Here is a 15,809-nt window from a genome sequence, read left to right as displayed (position 1 = left end):
TGTGAATGTGTTGTGGTAACTCTATTCTACAGAAGGGACTTCCTTTTTTCTATTTACACAAAATATTTTACACTCTCAAAAGTTATGATAAAATACATTTGCGATACAAATAATATTAAACCAATAATTATTTTAAAAGAATATCGTAAATGGAGTTTCTTAAAATTTTTTACAAATAAATCATAGGAAATAAGTAAGCTAATTACTATAATTGAATACAATATTACATAAAGCAAATGTAAAAGTCCCATAGACATTTCTCCATTTCTTTTTTACTGTATACCAAGACTATAAGTATGAGATTTTACCTTTTCATTCCAACTATATAAATTTATTTTGCATATCTTTTTGTTTCTCTTATTTTATCTAGAATAAAACTTGTTTGACTATAATCAGTTAGTTCACGTATTACTTTTTTCACCGTACGATCAACTGCGCAAATACCAAACATATCAGAATAGAAGTCAGTTATTGATTTGATTGGACTAAACAATTTTTCTGATAATTCAGTTTTTTTTGAGTAATTCATTTCTAAGTACCCTTTGTCTACTAGCCGATCAATAACTAAATAAGCTGTATTCAGCTTAAATTCTGGGTATTTTTTTACAAAGTTACGTTTTGTTATCCCTCCCTCGCATTCATATAATGAAATCAAAACTCGGTATTCAATTTTAGTTAAATCTACCATCTTCAATTTCACCTCTAGTAGTCCATAATATATAAAAAAATGAAGCTTGAAAAAAATACAAATGTTACATCAAACCTCAAAATAAGTTTCTTCCTAATTATTCCAATATTTGTAATTCTATCATAATTTTTGTATCGTTTCACAAACTTCTTGATAGTTTTTATTTCCTCCGGATAAATTATAAACTTGTTTAAATCCTTTGTTCAGTAAAATATTTTGTGCTGCATTTCCAGTAACGCCTTTATTACAATAAGTTACTGTCACACATTCTTTATCCAATTCCTCATATCGATCTCTTAACTCAGCTAAAGGTATGTGAATTGCTCCCTCAACTTTCGAAGTTTCAAACTGTTTTCTTGATCTGGTATCAATAATTTGTAATTTCTCGCCGCTATCAATTCTTCTCAATAGCTCTATAGGGGTCATTAACGGGGTATCATTATTTATATCGTTGTTCAAAGCCATCCCAGTATAATGAATGGGATCTTTTGTTGTAGAAAAAGGTGGAGCATATGCTAAATCCAAGTGAAATAAATCTTCAGCAGCTGCGCCAAATGAAATAGCAGTAGCAAGCACATCGATCCGCTTATCTACCCCATCATAACCTATGATTTGAGCCCCAAGTATCTTCCCATTTTCTTTATTTGCGATTGCTTTGATCACCATTTCTTTACCATTCATATAGTCCGGCTTATTAGGTTTAATATTATATAAAGTAGTAATAGCTATATTATTTGCTAAAGCATCTTTTTCTGTGAGACCAGTTTGAGCAATTGTTAAATCAAAGAATCGTAAAATACCAGTTCCTAAGATTCCCTTGTGTCGTAGATTGCCACCTGTAATAACATCTCCTGCGATCCTTCCCATTTTATTGGCTGTTGAAGCTAAAGGTCGATAAATTGGTCGCCTAGTTATGCGATCAAAACTTTCTGCAACATCACCTACAGCATAAACATTTGGAAAATTGGTTTCTAACTTATCGTTTACTTCTATAGCTCCGGTAATTCCTAATTTAATTCCCATGGATTTTGCTAATGCGGTGTTCGGCTTTACTCCGGTAGCTAATACAAAAATATCTGCCGAAAAGATAGTTCCTTTAGCCGTTTCAATAGACTTCAGACTACCATCACCGTTAACTTTTCTGACGGTTTCTTCAGGGAAAAAGGCAGTGTTTTTCCTTTTCATTTCATTAATGATTCTTGAAGACATGTCCCAGTCTAAATGGGACATGGGATATTTACTTCGTTGAAGTAACGAGACCTCAAGACCTAGTCTCTGTAACTGCTCGGCCATTTCTAAACCAATATATCCAGCACCAATGACAACTGCTTTTTTTGGCTCGTTTTCATCTACAAACTTCTTGATACTTTTCCCACTCGAAATATTTTTCACCTGAAAAACATTCTCAAAATGTCTATTAACAAATATTTCTGGGGTATTATAAACCGATCCTGTGGCCAACACTAAAACATCAAAATTATTGGTAAATGATTTTTTTGTAATTAGATTGATTCCGTGCACCAATTTTTTATCATAGTCAACCTGAGTTATTTCATGAGAGGTATGAATATCTACGTCGTACCTTTTTTTAAACCATTCAGCATTACGAGGCGTCAGTTCATCAAAGTTTTCCACTTCTCCCCCCACTGCATATGGAATCCCACAAACTGCGTAAGACACATCCATATCTTTATCATACAAAACAATCTCTGCATCTTCCGTATTTCTTCTTGCTTTTGCAGCGACACTTGTTCCAGCAGCGACAGATCCAATAATGATGATTTTCATTTCTCCACACCTATCCTTTATACGTTCTTGATTTCACTCAAAGATTCCGGATTTATGAACCAGTCTTTTGTTTTATTAGAAACCTTAACTAAAAGTAACATAACTGGCACTTCCACAAGTACGCCTACGACTGTTGCTAAAGTTGCTCCCGACTGTAATCCAAAAAGTGATATTGATACCGCTACTGCCAACTCAAAAAAGTTACTTGCTCCTATCATTCCAGCAGGAGAAGCAATATTATGTGGCAACTTCCAAAATCTTGCCCAACTATAAGCAATTGTAAATATTAAAATCGTTTGAATCGTTAAAGGAATTGCAATCAATAAAATATGCAATGGATTAGCAATGATTCTTTCACCTTGGAAGGAGAAGATAATGATCAGAGTTAGTAATAAACCAATAATCGTCACTGAATCAAATTTCTTCAAGAAGACATTTTCAAAATAGGTTAAACCTCTTTTTTTTATGATCAACACTCGAGTAATGAAGCCTAAAAACAATGGAACAACTACAAAAAGAACAGTAGACAGTAATAAAGTAGCTAAGGGGACACTTACATTATCAACACCTAACAAGAAAGCAACAATAGGTGCAAATAATACTAGGATAATTAAATCGTTGATTGCGACTTGAACCAAAGTATAGGCAGAGTCACCTTTTGTTAGGTAGCTCCACACAAAAACCATCGCTGTACATGGTGCTGCTCCTAGAATAACTGCACCAGCGACGTATTCTTTTGCTAGTTCTATTGGAATCAATTGTTGGAAAATCACATAAAAAAAGAGTGCTGAAATGCCATACATCGTAAACGGTTTAATAAGCCAATTAGTAACGCACGTGATAACTAATCCCTTAGGTTTTTTAGCAGCACGAACAATACTGGTAAAATCAATTTTTAACATCATAGGATAAATCATCAACCATATCAAAATAGCCGTTGGAATTGAGACCTGAAAATACTCAAATTGACTTAATGTATCAGGAATAGCTGGAGCAAACTGTCCAATCAATACTCCGATTATCATACACAAGATTACCCATAGAGTTAAATACTTTTCAAAAAAGCCTAACCCTTCAGCTTTACCTTTTGATTTCATTTTTACTTTCCTCCTACTTAGATCCTTCTTTTACTTTGCATACACAGTTGTCTTCATTATTTACAAGTAATTGTTGAATAGATTCCATAAATTCTACAACAAATTCTTCCCTCAATGAATAATGGTGCCATTGCCCTTTTTTACTTACACAAACGACACCCGCTTTTTCAAGTACTTTCATATGATGAGAAAGTGTAGGCTGCGTAAAATCAAAATATTCAAGTAAATCACATGCACACAAACTACCGCAAGAAAGCACATCTACTATTTTCATACGATTTGGATCCGCTAGAGATTTTAATACTAATGAAAGAGATTCATAATTCATTCTTCGACCCTCCTTATATAGATGGTTGTCTATATATGTAATATAGACAACCATCTATATAAGGTCAAGTTGTTTACTCATAATTTCTAAGTAAATAGGAATTAATAGCATAGTTAGTACTCTCACTATAGGTTAATTTAGCATAGAAGAACTGTTAAAGAATATTCTATCTTGAACTCTTTTATAGTTATAGCAATCAAAGAGAGCTCATAAACCCTTAAGTTTTTGACCACATCCAAGATTTGTCCTAATACTCATAAACCTAAATTTTAATTGAACAATGATTTAGCTACGAGTTTATGAACACAAAAATAGAGTGATACACATAAATTACAGTATCTAAAAAGAGTGTCCAGAAATTAGTCATTTTCTGAACACTCTTACTCAAAATAACTCATTATGAATTTTTTATGATTCGAGAAAGCTTTTTGCACAATCTACATGGACACTATTAATGATTTAAAAATCTGTTTAAAGGAGTGTCCAACAGAGTATACTCTGCTGGCCTTTGAATCCCCTAACTAAACGATGTGCTGAAAAAAGAAAATATCTATATAAATATAGTATGATTAATTATTTAACTGATGACTAGATTTATAAAATAATTTAAAAAAGTAATCAGCTTCAAATTCCAACAAGATATTTTTTTTTAAGAGGAGTAGATGAAAAGGATTTTGAGTTTCGTATTTTCTGAAAAACAATATCTATAAAAATATTTACGATAGCTAAGATTGAAATAGAAATTGAAGAAAGAGGAGATATAAATGAATAGAATCATAGTTACAAGAAAACAATATTGCCATTCCATTAAATAGTGAAAGAACCTCAAGATTCAAATATAAACCATCATTGGTACAGGTAATCTTGTAGTTTGTTTGATAATAGGGCGCCATTTGATGGAAGAGTAGGGGTCGAACTATCATGTTGCTTAAGAGATCGAGATTTTTAGTTAACATAAACATTTACATGTTTTTAATTATATTGATTTATAGCTTTTTAAAAGAGACAACTTTGTATAAAATCTATGTTATGTAAACTGAAATTATTCATACATCATTTTTCAAATATAATTAGCATTTTATACTTTTTTGAATTAAAATAGACTTAAGATTTAGTAGTAGTGCCAAAAATAAAAAAAGAAATACTATTATTAGGAGGAAGCATTATGGCAAACATAAAATATGTTGGTAATGACACAAAGAAATCTGAAAACGGAAAAATTCATAGAAAAGAAGGTAATTATACTGGTTGTGGAGCAAGAATTGATGACAATCCACAAGATTGGCAGTCTACGACTTCTTCTATCACTTGTGAAAAAAAAGGCTGTAAATAGAACCACCTCAAAGTATTAATTTAAAAATTAATCGGATAAGCAATATAGCACAGCTTTGGCAACACTATAAAATCTAAATATGAAACCGCTATCTTGGTTTGTATGTATTTTAGTTATCACTTACTACTTAGTGATAGCTAATAGATTGTTCCATATCAATTCTGAATAAGAACCATACATTGTTTCATTGTTAATACACAGATAAACAAAAATTTTTTAATATTTTATGCCGAAGATGCAGTATTGATACATAAAATCTGCGATATCATAAAAATGAGTCCTATCAACAGAATTATAATATTTAGACAAAGGAAATCAAGCATATATCATAATTGATTTCCTCATATAATTTGATTAAAAAGAGACATCAATATTTGAAAGCGGATGATACAGTTGATTCATTAATTCCGTGTCGCTTTTACGTCCACGATTAGAGAGCAGAATCACACTAGTTTTATTATCTTTAGAAAACAACCCAAACGATTCGAATCCTCCTTTACCACCATGAGCACGGAAATAAGTCCCTTTGTCATAAAAACCTGCTGCATAGAATCCGCCAGCGGCTGGTTGCCACATTTGCTCCAGCGAAGCTTTATCTAACAGTTTCCCATTCAATAATAAATCATAATAGCGATACAAATCGCCAACTGACATATAGAGATTTCCAGTTCCTACCTCAGCTGCCAAGTTAGCTGAGGAAATATCGTTAGGGTTCCCATAAGGATCTGTTTCACCATCCGTTTTGTAATTGACCGTAGGATGATCCTGCTGCAAAAAAACTTTATATAAGAAAGAGTGTTTCAACCCATTCTTATTGATAAAATAATCCGTTAACAGCATATCATAACTTTTTCCTGTTACTTTTGTCAAAATGCCTGCTAGTAAATTGTAGTTGATGGGACTGTATTTGAATGTTCCTTGGGTTCCGGATAAGACAGCATGTGCAGCATCCCAGTCGAGGATCTGTTGCACGTCTTCCAGTCCTTGGGGGTTTTCTGAAAGCTTGAGTCCGGAAGCCATCTGCAGCATTTGCTGAATCGTAATATTAGCAGCACCAGGAATATAGGGATAAAAGCGGGCTAACGTATCTGTCAAGGATAATTTCCCGTCCCTAACTGCTCGCATAATCAAGACAGCTGTTAGACCTTTTTGTATCGAGCCAATATTGAATAATGTTGTCGGAGTATTTTTAATATCAGCTGCCTTGTCCGCATATCCGTACCCTTTATGCAGCAGGACTTTCCCATTTTTTACAACCAATGCACTTCCGATAAAGCCACTGGAAATAATTTTCTGATCGTAGATAGCTCCTTCAGGTGTGATGACTTCTTGATTACTAATGAGATTGTCATAGTTTCCCGCATCCAACAAGTCCTGTTTCTTGTTGGATGCGGGCTGCTCATTTTTGGAAGAGTAGCTGCTGGCAGTACTGGAATGTACAACTTGCTCACTGAAATGATCAGAAGCATCCGTTGGTTCCGTTGGTAAAAACAAGTAGTAGAGGCCAATGAGACCACAAATAATCACAAGGATATCAATCCCAAGCACTAGTTTATGAACGTTTCTTTTTGCATGTTTTTTCGTATGTCTACTCATTGAATAAAGCCTCCAGCATTTCTATTCTCCAACAGTCCTCCTTTTTCATTCCCCCTGAATATCTTTTGGTGCTTCTTGCTGCCAATTTTTGGATAGGAAATAATGGTTGATTTCATAAGATGGTTTCTCTTTGCCCTTAGAATCCAAGAATGGCTGAATGTATTCATCTGCTGCTAGCCAGCCACGCCAGCCTAAGTGAATCGTATCTTCCATAAAATAGGGTTGATTGCCTTTCGTTGATAAATCAGCGATATTCATAAAGCCTTGACTTCTTAACTGGTAGCGGATCTTTTTGTCAAAACCAGTCAACACCTCTTGCGGTAAGCCAGTATAATCCATCCACTTCTGATTGATAGGCGGAATCACAAATAAGACATCCACATTGTTGCGAGCAAATTCTGTCAGTACTAGTTGAAAGTCACTATATTCTGGTCCAAAACGATAATCCCATTTCTTTTGAGAGCCTTTCATTTTATCTATGCGGCTTTGCAGATTATGTTGGTAAAAAGAATTCTTGATCCCTAAAGAATTATTAGTCGTTTCTGCTTTTCCTTCATTATCGGCTACTTGTTCTATTTGAGCGAGATTATAGGTAGAAGGTAATTTCTTTGCAGCAGCAGTGATTTTGTCAGTCGAGTTATGCCCCAACCCAAGACCACTAAAAAGCTCATCTTCCCGTTTCAAAATAGATCGTTGCAGATCAATCTGTTTTTTCTGCCAATCAGTTGGTATCTTACCGGATTTCACTTCATTCAAGACTTGTTCCGTCAAGCGATTTTCTCTCACTTTCGAATAGTCTAAGAGACGTTCGGCATAGTATTGATCGGTGTCAGAGATTTTCTTTAACGAAGAGAGCCAATCGTACACATGCTGTTCGGAATAATGATGGTTGAAATAGTCTCCTTTCAACCCTTTAGGAACGAACCATTGAGGGGAAACGATGAAGACTGCTTTTTTCCCTGCTAATTCTTTCGCCATTGATTGAATGATGGCGTACTGGGTCAGCGACTGGGTGCCAGGTGCACCAATCAAAAATGGCGTATAAGAACGGTGATATTTCTGCACCAATACGGAAGGATGTGTGACACTCACACGGTTTAGTTCGGATGAGCCAAAAAATGGGACATATTTTCCTGTTGCTATTGCCTCATTTTTGATATGATCCCCACGAAACACCGCATCATTCATTGCCGTCGCCGCTTGAGCGATGACTTTCGGATCGTGGCTATTGATCTTCCAAGGGCCAAGGAAGAGTCCCCCGACAAGAATCACCGCACAAAGAAGCGGTCCAAAAGCCGTGAATAGTCGTTTTTTCATCATCGGCTTTGCAGCGTGTCGACTTTCTCAATGATTTTTGCTGGTGTATTCCACTCTGCCCGGTCAAATTCTGATACAGGAAACTCAATTCCTAACCGCCCTTCTAGTTCAACCAGCAATTGAACAGATCCTAATGAATCTAATAATCCTCCATCAAAAAGATCGATTGTTTCGTTTTCTTTTACTTCGTCACTTCCTGTAACTGATACTAAAATGTCTAATACTGCTTCTTTGGTTGTCATATTCTTTTCTCCTTTTATTTAACGAATAATTTGTCTAAGATTCCTGAGAAAATCAGGAAACTAAAGCAAACTGCTTGGAAGGTCAATACAGTGGACACCGCTTTGGTTAGTTTGTTCGAAGGTAGATTTCCTTGTTTTTTCTTCCAACGGATCCACGCATCATTTCCGCAAATCAGTGTCGCATGATATACCCCGTATAAAATGTAATACCAGGTAAGACCGTGCCAAATGCCCATTAATAGAAACAGGGCGAAATAACCGACATTAGATGCTACTATACGACTTTTGAAAACTTTCTTTTTGATCAGGGTGAACATCAATCGCATGTATACGTAGTCTCGGAACCAAAAAGACAGACTCATGTGCCAACGATTCCAGAATTCTTTGATATTGGGCGCCAGAAAAGGTTTATTGAAGTTAGCTGGTGTATCATAACCCATGAAGTTGCTGATACCAATTGCAAATAAACTATAACCAGCAAAATCAAAGAACAGATACATACTATAGACATACATATACCCTAGCATTCCCCAAGAGAACAGTCCATTTTGCAGGGCTTCTTTGGTCACGATCGGTAGTAATACTTGACCGAGATAATAACCAAGAATGAACTTATACAGGAGCCCTAGCATTATTTTGGCGACTCCTTTGTTTAAATAGTCGAGATACACTTCTTTTGTCGGTGGATTCAGCAGATCTTTCTCAAAGCGACGATAACGATCGATCGGTCCCGAAGAAATCGTTGGAAAGTATAGTAAAAACTGGATATAACGCCAAGGATGGTATTCTTTGATCAGGCCATCCCGTATCTCCATGATCATTTGCACCGATTTGAAGGTCAGATAAGAGATGCCCAAGAAATAAATCAGTGAGGCATGCCCAACAAAGAAAGGGGTGACTTTACTCAATGCCAATGGTAAGATCGCTGCTACCACTGCACCATAAAAGACGCCTGAAGTATTTGCTCGTTGACGATGCTGATAATAGCCATAGACGAGTAATGTCTGATACACGACGTACCCGATCAGCGCCAGACCCTGCTGCCAATATTCACCACCAAAACTTACGTACAATACCGCTAGTGTGAGTAACGTTTGATACCATTGCCAACGCTTTTGTTTGAACAGCAGCACAAGCATCATCGGAAGCAATCCTACCATTAGCCAAATGAAATAGGTGGGATTTGCATAAGGAATCATATGCTGCAGGTTCATGAAGGATTCACCTCATTTGTCAGCCGTTTGCGGTCGATTTTGCCATTTGCCGTATGGGGCAGATGCTCAACATAGATAAATCGCTGCGGGATCATATACTCCATCACCGTTTCACTCAGTGAAGATTTGATGGCTTTTGTCAGTTGAAACTCTTTCTCGAAGGGGTGCGTTTCGGGAACGACATAAGCAATCAACTGTTCCACTTTCTTTTCTTGATATTTAGGGACTACGACGGCTTGTTTGACCCACGAACTATTGCTTAAATGATGGTCAATCTCTTCTAGTTCCATTCGATACCCATGGAACTTCACTTGAAAATCAAGACGCCCTTCATAATGCAACAAACCATCTTCCGTCATTCTGCCGCTATCGCCGGTTCGATACGCTGGTTGCCCTTCATGGACAAAAAATGCCTCTTTTGTTTTTTCGGGATTGTTCAGATATCCTTTTGAAACGCTAGGACCACTAATGATAATCTCACCTACTTGCCCTTTAGGAACTAGTTGATCTTCTTCCATAAAGAAAACCGTCGAATCTTCTTTCACATACCCAATTGGCACCCGATCATATTGCTCCAGTAATTCTTCAGTGATTTGCACGCCGGATACGGCAACAGTCGCTTCAGTAGGTCCATAAGTATTGTAGATTTTTGCATTCGGAAAACGTTCCAGTAGCTCTTGAGCGGTTTTTTTCGGTAGTTCTTCCCCACAGAATAAGAAACGCTCCAACTGAGGAACGTGCATCCCGTCAAAGGTCTCTTCCATCAAACATAGTTTCATAAATGAAGGTGTCGAGATCCAAACATTGATAGCCAATTGCGGCAAAATCGCAAATAATGTTTTGAAGTCATTAATGACAACCTTTTTTAAAGGTACCAAGCAGCCGCCAGAAGTTAATGCTGGGTACACCCCCATGACAGAGAGATCAAAGGAATACGGTGCCTGCGCCAAATAATACATCCCGTCGCGTAAGGAAAAATCTTTCAATGTCCATTGCACGAAACTCAATAAATTCCCGTGACTAATCTGGACTCCCTTAGGGATGCCGGTCGTTCCTGATGTAAAGATGATGTAATAAATATCATCTTTTCCGAGCGTTTTTGCGTTACCTAAATTGCGCCCGCTTTGATAAATTTTTTCCAATTGATTTATTTCTAGCATTGGAATCATTGTTTCCGGACCTTGCCAGTCAGCTACACTAATGATCAAATCTGGTGTAGCCACAGAAAGGATCAATTCAACACGCTCTTTTGGTGTGGTACTTTCAATGGGGATATATGCCCGACCAGTTTTGGAAGCTGCCAAAAAAGCTGTCAGCATGTCAAATTCTAACTCGCCATAAACAACAATCGGTCCGCGAGTTTCCAACGTTTCCTCGAAATAGGCAGCTAATTGATTGGATCGAGCTGCTAATTGTCCATAAGTATATACTTGGTGATCTTCCCGGTAGGCAATCCTCTCTGAATCTTTTTTTGCCCACTCTTCAATGGCTTGCACAATATTCACCACGTTCATGAACATTCCTCCTAAAATTCATTATAGATAAAGGTGCCACCTTGCACGTTTTTATAGTGATAAAGATAAATTATCATAACGATAACAAAAAAATATAAAATAGTTTTCCACACAAAAGTAAGTACATGACTCTCAGGTCTATTATTCATAAATTTTTTCACAAAATTTCACCTCATGATAATATTCTGGAACCATTTTAATATAATTCAATAATACGAGACATTGATTTGTAGACTATAATCCTTACAATTTGGTAAGATTATTCTATGTTATTTAAACTTAATAAGGTTATGGTTATCCTATTAATATATAATGTATCTGGTCTATGAAAAATTGAATATTTTGTTTCTATTACTTACATCAAACGAATCGCTTCATGTGATTAATTAATCAATATAAATTATATGAAAAATCTCAATTATATTAAGATCTTATGGATTTTCCATAATAAAATCGAATTGAAAAAACACAGTTTGCGATTTTTTTACAAAGGTTAAAATTTTTTAATTACTTAATTCAATATTTCTCTCAATTTCCTTAAGTTTCTCTTTCAAAACTACTTTATCAGACAAACGCTTAATTTTATTAACCAATTTATTTATTTCTTCATATTTTTTTCGATATGTTCTGCTTTACTTTATCTCCGCTATAGCAATCATTTATAACTTCCTCTGTATGATTAATTAATTTTATTTGATATTTTACTTCTCTTAATAAACCTTTTATCACTCGTTTCCAATTATCTTCTTCAAATATGTCTATATTTATAGAATCTATTGTTTTAATATCAACATTGTATTCTATCACAATATCTTTCCGAACAGTTGAACCATTAATAGCCGGAGGGGGGATTGAAAGATTTCATTTACTGAATTTTGTACAATTAGTTTTTGTTGAATAATATTACATTGTTTACTTATTGCTTCAAATTGATCTGTTTTCAACTTTTCTCTGGGATACTTTTTCTTAAAGCTATGTATTTGTTCATTTAACTTTAGCAATAACTGGTTAATCGAAGATACCCTTTGATAATTTAAACTTTTTGATAAAAATCCTAAGTCATCTGAAAAGCTATCAATGACTTTTCCAATAGATCCTGAACTTTCTAAACTTAACAATTTTTGCTCAATTTCATTCCTTTCATTTTTGTATTTATTTTCTATGTAAGCTCCTAATCCACCAAGCAGAACTACCATAAAAAAAACAATACACCCACTAAACCCATTGTTGCCAAAAGTCAATGTATATCCGTTTCCTTGAACAAGCAGCGGACGATCGATCCTTAGTATATTTATAGTAGCCGCTGTCAGATTGGCTTGAACAGAAATAATCCCAATATCAGGATTGGCAACTGCTTCTATAAATTCTGCCATTGTAGTGACATCTGCTGTTTGTCCATCAAAGACGGTAGAGTCGATGGTTACGTAGTAGCGTATCCACAAGACGCGTAACTTAAGACGATTGCTCGTTTGTGTTTATATTTGGGACCTCTTTACATTTGCTTTGATAAAAAACTTTATATTCAGGAAGATACTTTTTTATAGAGTTGGTAGCTTTAACTAAGTAGTATCCAAAATAGCGATTCCCTTGTTTTGTCAGAGGTGTATTTTATGACTGACAGTTACCAGATTGTTTGACTTTCGAATATAAGCCTGCATATTTTGCCAATTTTGTTTGATTTTCCAATCGTTCAATTTGACCGATTTCAACGATTAATTAAGTGGAGTACACCTTTCCAATACCTGGAACACCGGGCAAATATTGATATTCTCGAATGCCGACAAATAATTGCTTGATTGCTTTTCCAAGTCTTTGATGTTCTTTTCAAGCGCACGAATTTCACGTACAAGAACACTTAGAACGACATTGATGGATTCTTGTGCAAGTCTACCTAAACGATAACTCATGGTAATTGCACGTTGAATGATTTGGCAATTTTTTCTGGATCTTTAAAGCAACCTTTTCCTTCTTCTTGTAGTAAGTCACAGAACGCCTCTAAGGCTTCTTTAGCTATAGTCGCAGCATCCGCAATATTTCCATAGTTAATGCAATTCCTTTTACGGTATCTTCACCCATGACAACCATTCTAAAAATTTTCGCTAACTCGTCCATTCCAGCTGGAAAAGAATCCCAAAAATCAATATCATAATTACCATTTTAATGATTTGTATTCAAAAATCAGATGAATTGTTTGACGTGGCAATTAATAATAATACTTTAGCAATCAACAAGATGATTGACGGTATGTGGTTAAAGAAGAAAAATAGCTAGGAGATTTTTGAGAGATGACTGGTAAATTTAAAGATGAATTATTAACTGTTGTTGCAGATAATGATTTAAAAAATATTATTCAGTTAAGAAGATACTTTGAAAATCATAGTGATGAATTTACGTTCAAAAATATCACTCGTTTTCATCAAACCATTAATAATAATGTCGATGTTTTTGGTCTATATTTTGAGGGTAATCTTCAAAATTAAATGCACTTAAATATAAAAGCCCCCTGACGAAAGTCGAAGGGGGTTTTTATTTTGGTTTGAGGTTTGCATACCTACCGAAAAGGTAGAGTAGCAAAACGTCAAACAGGTATCAGCTAAATGCCACCATAAGGGTGCGCTGATACTCGGCTCAAAAGAGCCGACAGAGCCGTCTGCAAGACCCCTCGGAGAGCCCACACTTTACCTTGTAAAGTATAGTGGGTTATACTTTACAAGGAAGTAGTCACCGAATTCCAGTTAGAAATTACTTTGTAACTACGTTTTGAGGAGGAGTAAAATGCTTTCCTACGTTCGACATTACCCATTAGCGATAGCTAAATTAATGTGTCTGTGCTCTCCTAAAATCTGCTGATTTATTACTGACTAATACTGGAGGTTTTTTTATGGGACAGACAATCATATCTGCTATTGGTGTTTATATTTCCACCAGTATCGATTATTTAATTATTTTAATTATTTTATTTGCACAGCTATCACAGAATAAACAGAAATGGCATATTTATGCGGGGCAATATCTAGGAACTGGCTTACTTGTAGGGGCGAGTTTAGTTGCTGCTTATGTCGTCAATTTCGTGCCTGAAGCATGGATGGTTGGATTGCTTGGTTTAATCCCTATCTATTTAGGGATTCGCTTTGCAATTGTTGGAGAAGGTGAGGAAGAAGAAGAGGAAGAAATTATTGAAAGATTAGAACAAAGCAAGGCAAATCAACTGTTTTGGACAGTCACATTGCTGACAATTGCGTCTGGCGGAGATAATTTAGGTATCTATATACCTTATTTTGCTTCGTTAGATTGGTCACAGACCCTCGTGGCGTTGCTTGTGTTTGCAATCGGCATAATTATCTTTTGCGAGCTTAGTCGGGTGCTATCTTCTATTCCGTTAATATCCGAGACAATTGAAAAATACGAGCGAATCATCGTGCCCTTAGTATTCATTCCACTTGGACTATACATCATGTATGAAAGTGGCACGATTGAGACTTTTCTGAACTTTATTTTATAGATAAAAAAGCCCCTTAAATGGGGCTTTCAGACTGTAGACAAAGTACTAGTTTTTAGTGCTTTGTCTTTTTTTATCCGTTAAAATAAGAGTATCAATTGGAGGTGTATCCAGATGCTCTCAAAACAAGATATGAGTAAACGCGCACAAATCGGTTTCTTTTCTCTTGAAGACTTGGTCCCACAGGACCATTTATTGCGGCAAATAGATCAATGTATTGATTTCTCCTTTATTTATGAATTGGTTAAAGAGAAATACGATGAAATCCAAGGACGTCCTAGCTTGGATCCTATTCTTCTAATTAAATTACCAATGATTCAATATCTATTTGGTATTAAAAGTATGAGACAAACAATAAAAGAAATAGAAGTGAATATCGCTTATCGCTGGTTTTTAGGTTTGAGTTTAGAATATCCTGTTCCTCATTTTTCAACATTTGGTAAAAATAGTGTTGCTGACCAATACTATTTGACACAGAACCATTTAACTTAACTTGATGCAAATAATAACTTATCTAAATCAAATATCTCAACATATTTTTGAGTATGCTGTTTAATTAAACCTCTCTCTTCCAATGATGAGAACTTACGACTTATTGTTTCTGGGGTTGTACCCAAGTACGAGGCTAGATCTTTTTTCGACATTGGTAAAGTCACATAAGTATGGTTTTCTTCATCTTCAACGTATTCTGATAGAAAATCAATAATACGAGACTCTACTTGCTCCATACCAACCTGCATCGTTTGCTTTTCTGATACCTGTAAACGTTTCGTAACATCTGATAGTATTCTTCTCATAATTTCTGGGTAAGCGCCTAAATAGTCATCCATATCCTTTTTATGAATTCTACATATGCTCACTTCTGATATTGCTTCAGCATAATTAGAATGGTAACTTTCAGTTTGAAAAATAGCCACTTCTCCCATAAAATCACCAGGATTTAATATGCGTACAGTTTGTTCACGACCAGATTCATTTAAGTTATAAACACGTACACGCCCATTATTTATAATATAAAGTGTGTCATCTTTATCACCATTTCCAAATAACAACGCATTCTTTGCATAATGTACTTCTTGCGCTGATTGCGCAATTAAACTCATTTGTTCTTCATTTAGGTGATTAAAAATCGGAACTAAACGTATACAATCTATATGACTATGGTGGTGATGGTGTGCCATACAGCTTTCCTC

General features: G+C 35.4%; 15 protein-coding genes and 2 pseudogenes. 4 read left to right on the top strand and 13 right to left on the bottom strand.

Annotated features, from left to right (window positions below; translation table 11 throughout):
• Window positions 1-331: 331 nt before the first annotated feature.
• The 4 genes from ACI3E5_RS10275 to ACI3E5_RS10260 all read right to left on the bottom strand — a co-directional run bounded on the left by ACI3E5_RS10275 (window position 332) and on the right by ACI3E5_RS10260 (window position 3,901).
• Window positions 332-688: a hypothetical protein gene (locus ACI3E5_RS10275; RefSeq protein ID WP_010748150.1), complete on the bottom strand. Its 357-nt coding sequence runs from the start codon at window positions 686-688 to the stop codon at window positions 332-334.
• Between the two features lie 120 nt (window positions 689-808).
• Window positions 809-2,476, bottom strand: a complete 1,668-nt coding sequence (locus tag ACI3E5_RS10270) for an FAD-dependent oxidoreductase (RefSeq protein ID WP_086295851.1) — start codon at window positions 2,474-2,476, stop codon at window positions 809-811.
• Window positions 2,477-2,493: 17 nt separating this feature from the next.
• Window positions 2,494-3,573, bottom strand: a complete 1,080-nt coding sequence (arsB, locus tag ACI3E5_RS10265; protein WP_005237696.1) for an ACR3 family arsenite efflux transporter — start codon at window positions 3,571-3,573, stop codon at window positions 2,494-2,496.
• Between the two features lie 13 nt (window positions 3,574-3,586).
• Window positions 3,587-3,901 (bottom strand): ArsR/SmtB family transcription factor, encoded by a 315-nt coding sequence (locus ACI3E5_RS10260; protein WP_010748148.1) that lies wholly within the window; start codon window positions 3,899-3,901, stop codon window positions 3,587-3,589.
• 1,165 nt (window positions 3,902-5,066) lie between these two features.
• On the opposite strand from ACI3E5_RS10260, the gene ACI3E5_RS10255 reads away from it, so the two are divergent.
• The gene (locus ACI3E5_RS10255; RefSeq protein WP_010748147.1) at window positions 5,067-5,234 is read left to right on the top strand and encodes a hypothetical protein; all 168 of its coding nucleotides are present in this window, start codon (window positions 5,067-5,069) and stop codon (window positions 5,232-5,234) included.
• 354 nt (window positions 5,235-5,588) lie between these two features.
• Here ACI3E5_RS10255 and ACI3E5_RS10250 read toward each other — a convergent pair whose 3' ends face one another.
• From ACI3E5_RS10250 to ACI3E5_RS10215, 8 genes and pseudogenes are all read right to left on the bottom strand, one after another.
• Window positions 5,589-6,830 (bottom strand): serine hydrolase domain-containing protein, encoded by a 1,242-nt coding sequence (locus tag ACI3E5_RS10250; protein WP_005237700.1) that lies wholly within the window; start codon window positions 6,828-6,830, stop codon window positions 5,589-5,591.
• Between the two features lie 45 nt (window positions 6,831-6,875).
• Window positions 6,876-8,150, bottom strand: a complete 1,275-nt coding sequence (dltD, locus tag ACI3E5_RS10245; RefSeq protein WP_142964228.1) for a D-alanyl-lipoteichoic acid biosynthesis protein DltD — start codon at window positions 8,148-8,150, stop codon at window positions 6,876-6,878.
• On the bottom strand, window positions 8,147-8,389 hold the full coding sequence (gene dltC, locus ACI3E5_RS10240) for a D-alanine--poly(phosphoribitol) ligase subunit DltC (RefSeq protein WP_010748144.1): 243 nt from the start codon (window positions 8,387-8,389) through the stop codon (window positions 8,147-8,149). The genes dltD and dltC overlap by 4 nt, the downstream gene beginning before the upstream one ends.
• Window positions 8,390-8,403: 14 nt before the next feature.
• Window positions 8,404-9,603, bottom strand: coding sequence for a D-alanyl-lipoteichoic acid biosynthesis protein DltB (gene dltB, locus ACI3E5_RS10235; RefSeq protein ID WP_005237703.1), 1,200 nt, complete (start codon window positions 9,601-9,603; stop codon window positions 8,404-8,406).
• Window positions 9,600-11,117: a D-alanine--poly(phosphoribitol) ligase subunit DltA gene (gene dltA / locus ACI3E5_RS10230; RefSeq protein ID WP_096742289.1), complete on the bottom strand. Its 1,518-nt coding sequence runs from the start codon at window positions 11,115-11,117 to the stop codon at window positions 9,600-9,602. Before dltA ends, dltB begins: the two co-directional genes overlap by 4 nt.
• A gap of 11 nt (window positions 11,118-11,128) precedes the next feature.
• Window positions 11,129-11,266 carry a teichoic acid D-Ala incorporation-associated protein DltX gene (locus tag ACI3E5_RS10225; RefSeq protein WP_080646975.1) on the bottom strand — a complete coding sequence of 46 codons (138 nt, stop codon included), beginning with the start codon at window positions 11,264-11,266 and terminating at the stop codon, window positions 11,129-11,131.
• Between the two features lie 654 nt (window positions 11,267-11,920).
• Window positions 11,921-12,559, bottom strand: a complete 639-nt coding sequence (locus tag ACI3E5_RS10220; RefSeq protein ID WP_311957806.1) for a pectate lyase-like adhesive domain-containing protein — start codon at window positions 12,557-12,559, stop codon at window positions 11,921-11,923.
• A pseudogene (locus ACI3E5_RS10215) lies at window positions 12,516-13,131 on the bottom strand (transposase); the annotation flags it as partial. The gene ACI3E5_RS10220 and the pseudogene ACI3E5_RS10215, both read right to left, overlap by 44 nt.
• Before the next feature lie 271 nt (window positions 13,132-13,402).
• Here ACI3E5_RS10215 and ACI3E5_RS10210 point away from each other — a divergent pair.
• From ACI3E5_RS10210 to ACI3E5_RS10200, 3 genes and pseudogenes are all read left to right on the top strand, one after another.
• Complete coding sequence (locus ACI3E5_RS10210) at window positions 13,403-13,597, top strand: hypothetical protein (RefSeq protein WP_005225228.1); 195 nt, start codon at window positions 13,403-13,405, stop codon at window positions 13,595-13,597.
• Window positions 13,598-13,998: 401 nt separating this feature from the next.
• On the top strand, window positions 13,999-14,619 hold the full coding sequence (locus ACI3E5_RS10205) for a CadD family cadmium resistance transporter (RefSeq protein ID WP_005237707.1): 621 nt from the start codon (window positions 13,999-14,001) through the stop codon (window positions 14,617-14,619).
• A 111-nt stretch (window positions 14,620-14,730) separates the two neighbouring features.
• A pseudogene (locus tag ACI3E5_RS10200) lies at window positions 14,731-15,063 on the top strand (transposase); the annotation flags it as partial.
• A 41-nt stretch (window positions 15,064-15,104) separates the two neighbouring features.
• Here the strand turns inward: ACI3E5_RS10200 and ACI3E5_RS10195 are convergent.
• Entirely contained in the window at window positions 15,105-15,797 is a 693-nt protein-coding gene (locus tag ACI3E5_RS10195) for a Crp/Fnr family transcriptional regulator (protein WP_005225225.1), read from the bottom strand.
• Between the last annotated feature and the right edge of the window lie 12 nt (window positions 15,798-15,809).

Source organism: Candidatus Enterococcus avicola (genome assembly GCF_047470845.1).
Classification (GTDB): Bacteria; Bacillota; Bacilli; order Lactobacillales; family Enterococcaceae; genus Enterococcus_D; species Enterococcus_D casseliflavus.
Note: the sequence above shows the minus strand (reverse complement) of the source record. Positions and strands in the feature narration are given on the sequence as shown.

Bases quoted from the DNA above. Each gene is read 5' to 3' on its own strand.
- ACI3E5_RS10275 (WP_010748150.1), bottom strand. From the start codon at position 688: ATGGTAGATTTAACTAAAATTGAATACCGAGTTTTGATTTCATTATAT.
- ACI3E5_RS10270 (WP_086295851.1), bottom strand. From the start codon at position 2,476: ATGAAAATCATCATTATTGGATCTGTCGCTGCTGGAACAAGTGTCGCT.
- arsB (WP_005237696.1), bottom strand. From the start codon at position 3,573: ATGAAATCAAAAGGTAAAGCTGAAGGGTTAGGCTTTTTTGAAAAGTAT.
- ACI3E5_RS10260 (WP_010748148.1), bottom strand. From the start codon at position 3,901: ATGAATTATGAATCTCTTTCATTAGTATTAAAATCTCTAGCGGATCCA.
- ACI3E5_RS10255 (WP_010748147.1), top strand. From the start codon at position 5,067: ATGGCAAACATAAAATATGTTGGTAATGACACAAAGAAATCTGAAAAC.
- ACI3E5_RS10250 (WP_005237700.1), bottom strand. From the start codon at position 6,830: ATGAGTAGACATACGAAAAAACATGCAAAAAGAAACGTTCATAAACTA.
- dltD (WP_142964228.1), bottom strand. From the start codon at position 8,150: ATGATGAAAAAACGACTATTCACGGCTTTTGGACCGCTTCTTTGTGCG.
- dltC (WP_010748144.1), bottom strand. From the start codon at position 8,389: ATGACAACCAAAGAAGCAGTATTAGACATTTTAGTATCAGTTACAGGA.
- dltB (WP_005237703.1), bottom strand. From the start codon at position 9,603: ATGAACCTGCAGCATATGATTCCTTATGCAAATCCCACCTATTTCATT.
- dltA (WP_096742289.1), bottom strand. From the start codon at position 11,117: ATGAACGTGGTGAATATTGTGCAAGCCATTGAAGAGTGGGCAAAAAAA.
- ACI3E5_RS10225 (WP_080646975.1), bottom strand. From the start codon at position 11,266: ATGAATAATAGACCTGAGAGTCATGTACTTACTTTTGTGTGGAAAACT.
- ACI3E5_RS10210 (WP_005225228.1), top strand. From the start codon at position 13,403: ATGACTGGTAAATTTAAAGATGAATTATTAACTGTTGTTGCAGATAAT.
- ACI3E5_RS10205 (WP_005237707.1), top strand. From the start codon at position 13,999: ATGGGACAGACAATCATATCTGCTATTGGTGTTTATATTTCCACCAGT.
- ACI3E5_RS10195 (WP_005225225.1), bottom strand. From the start codon at position 15,797: ATGGCACACCATCACCACCATAGTCATATAGATTGTATACGTTTAGTT.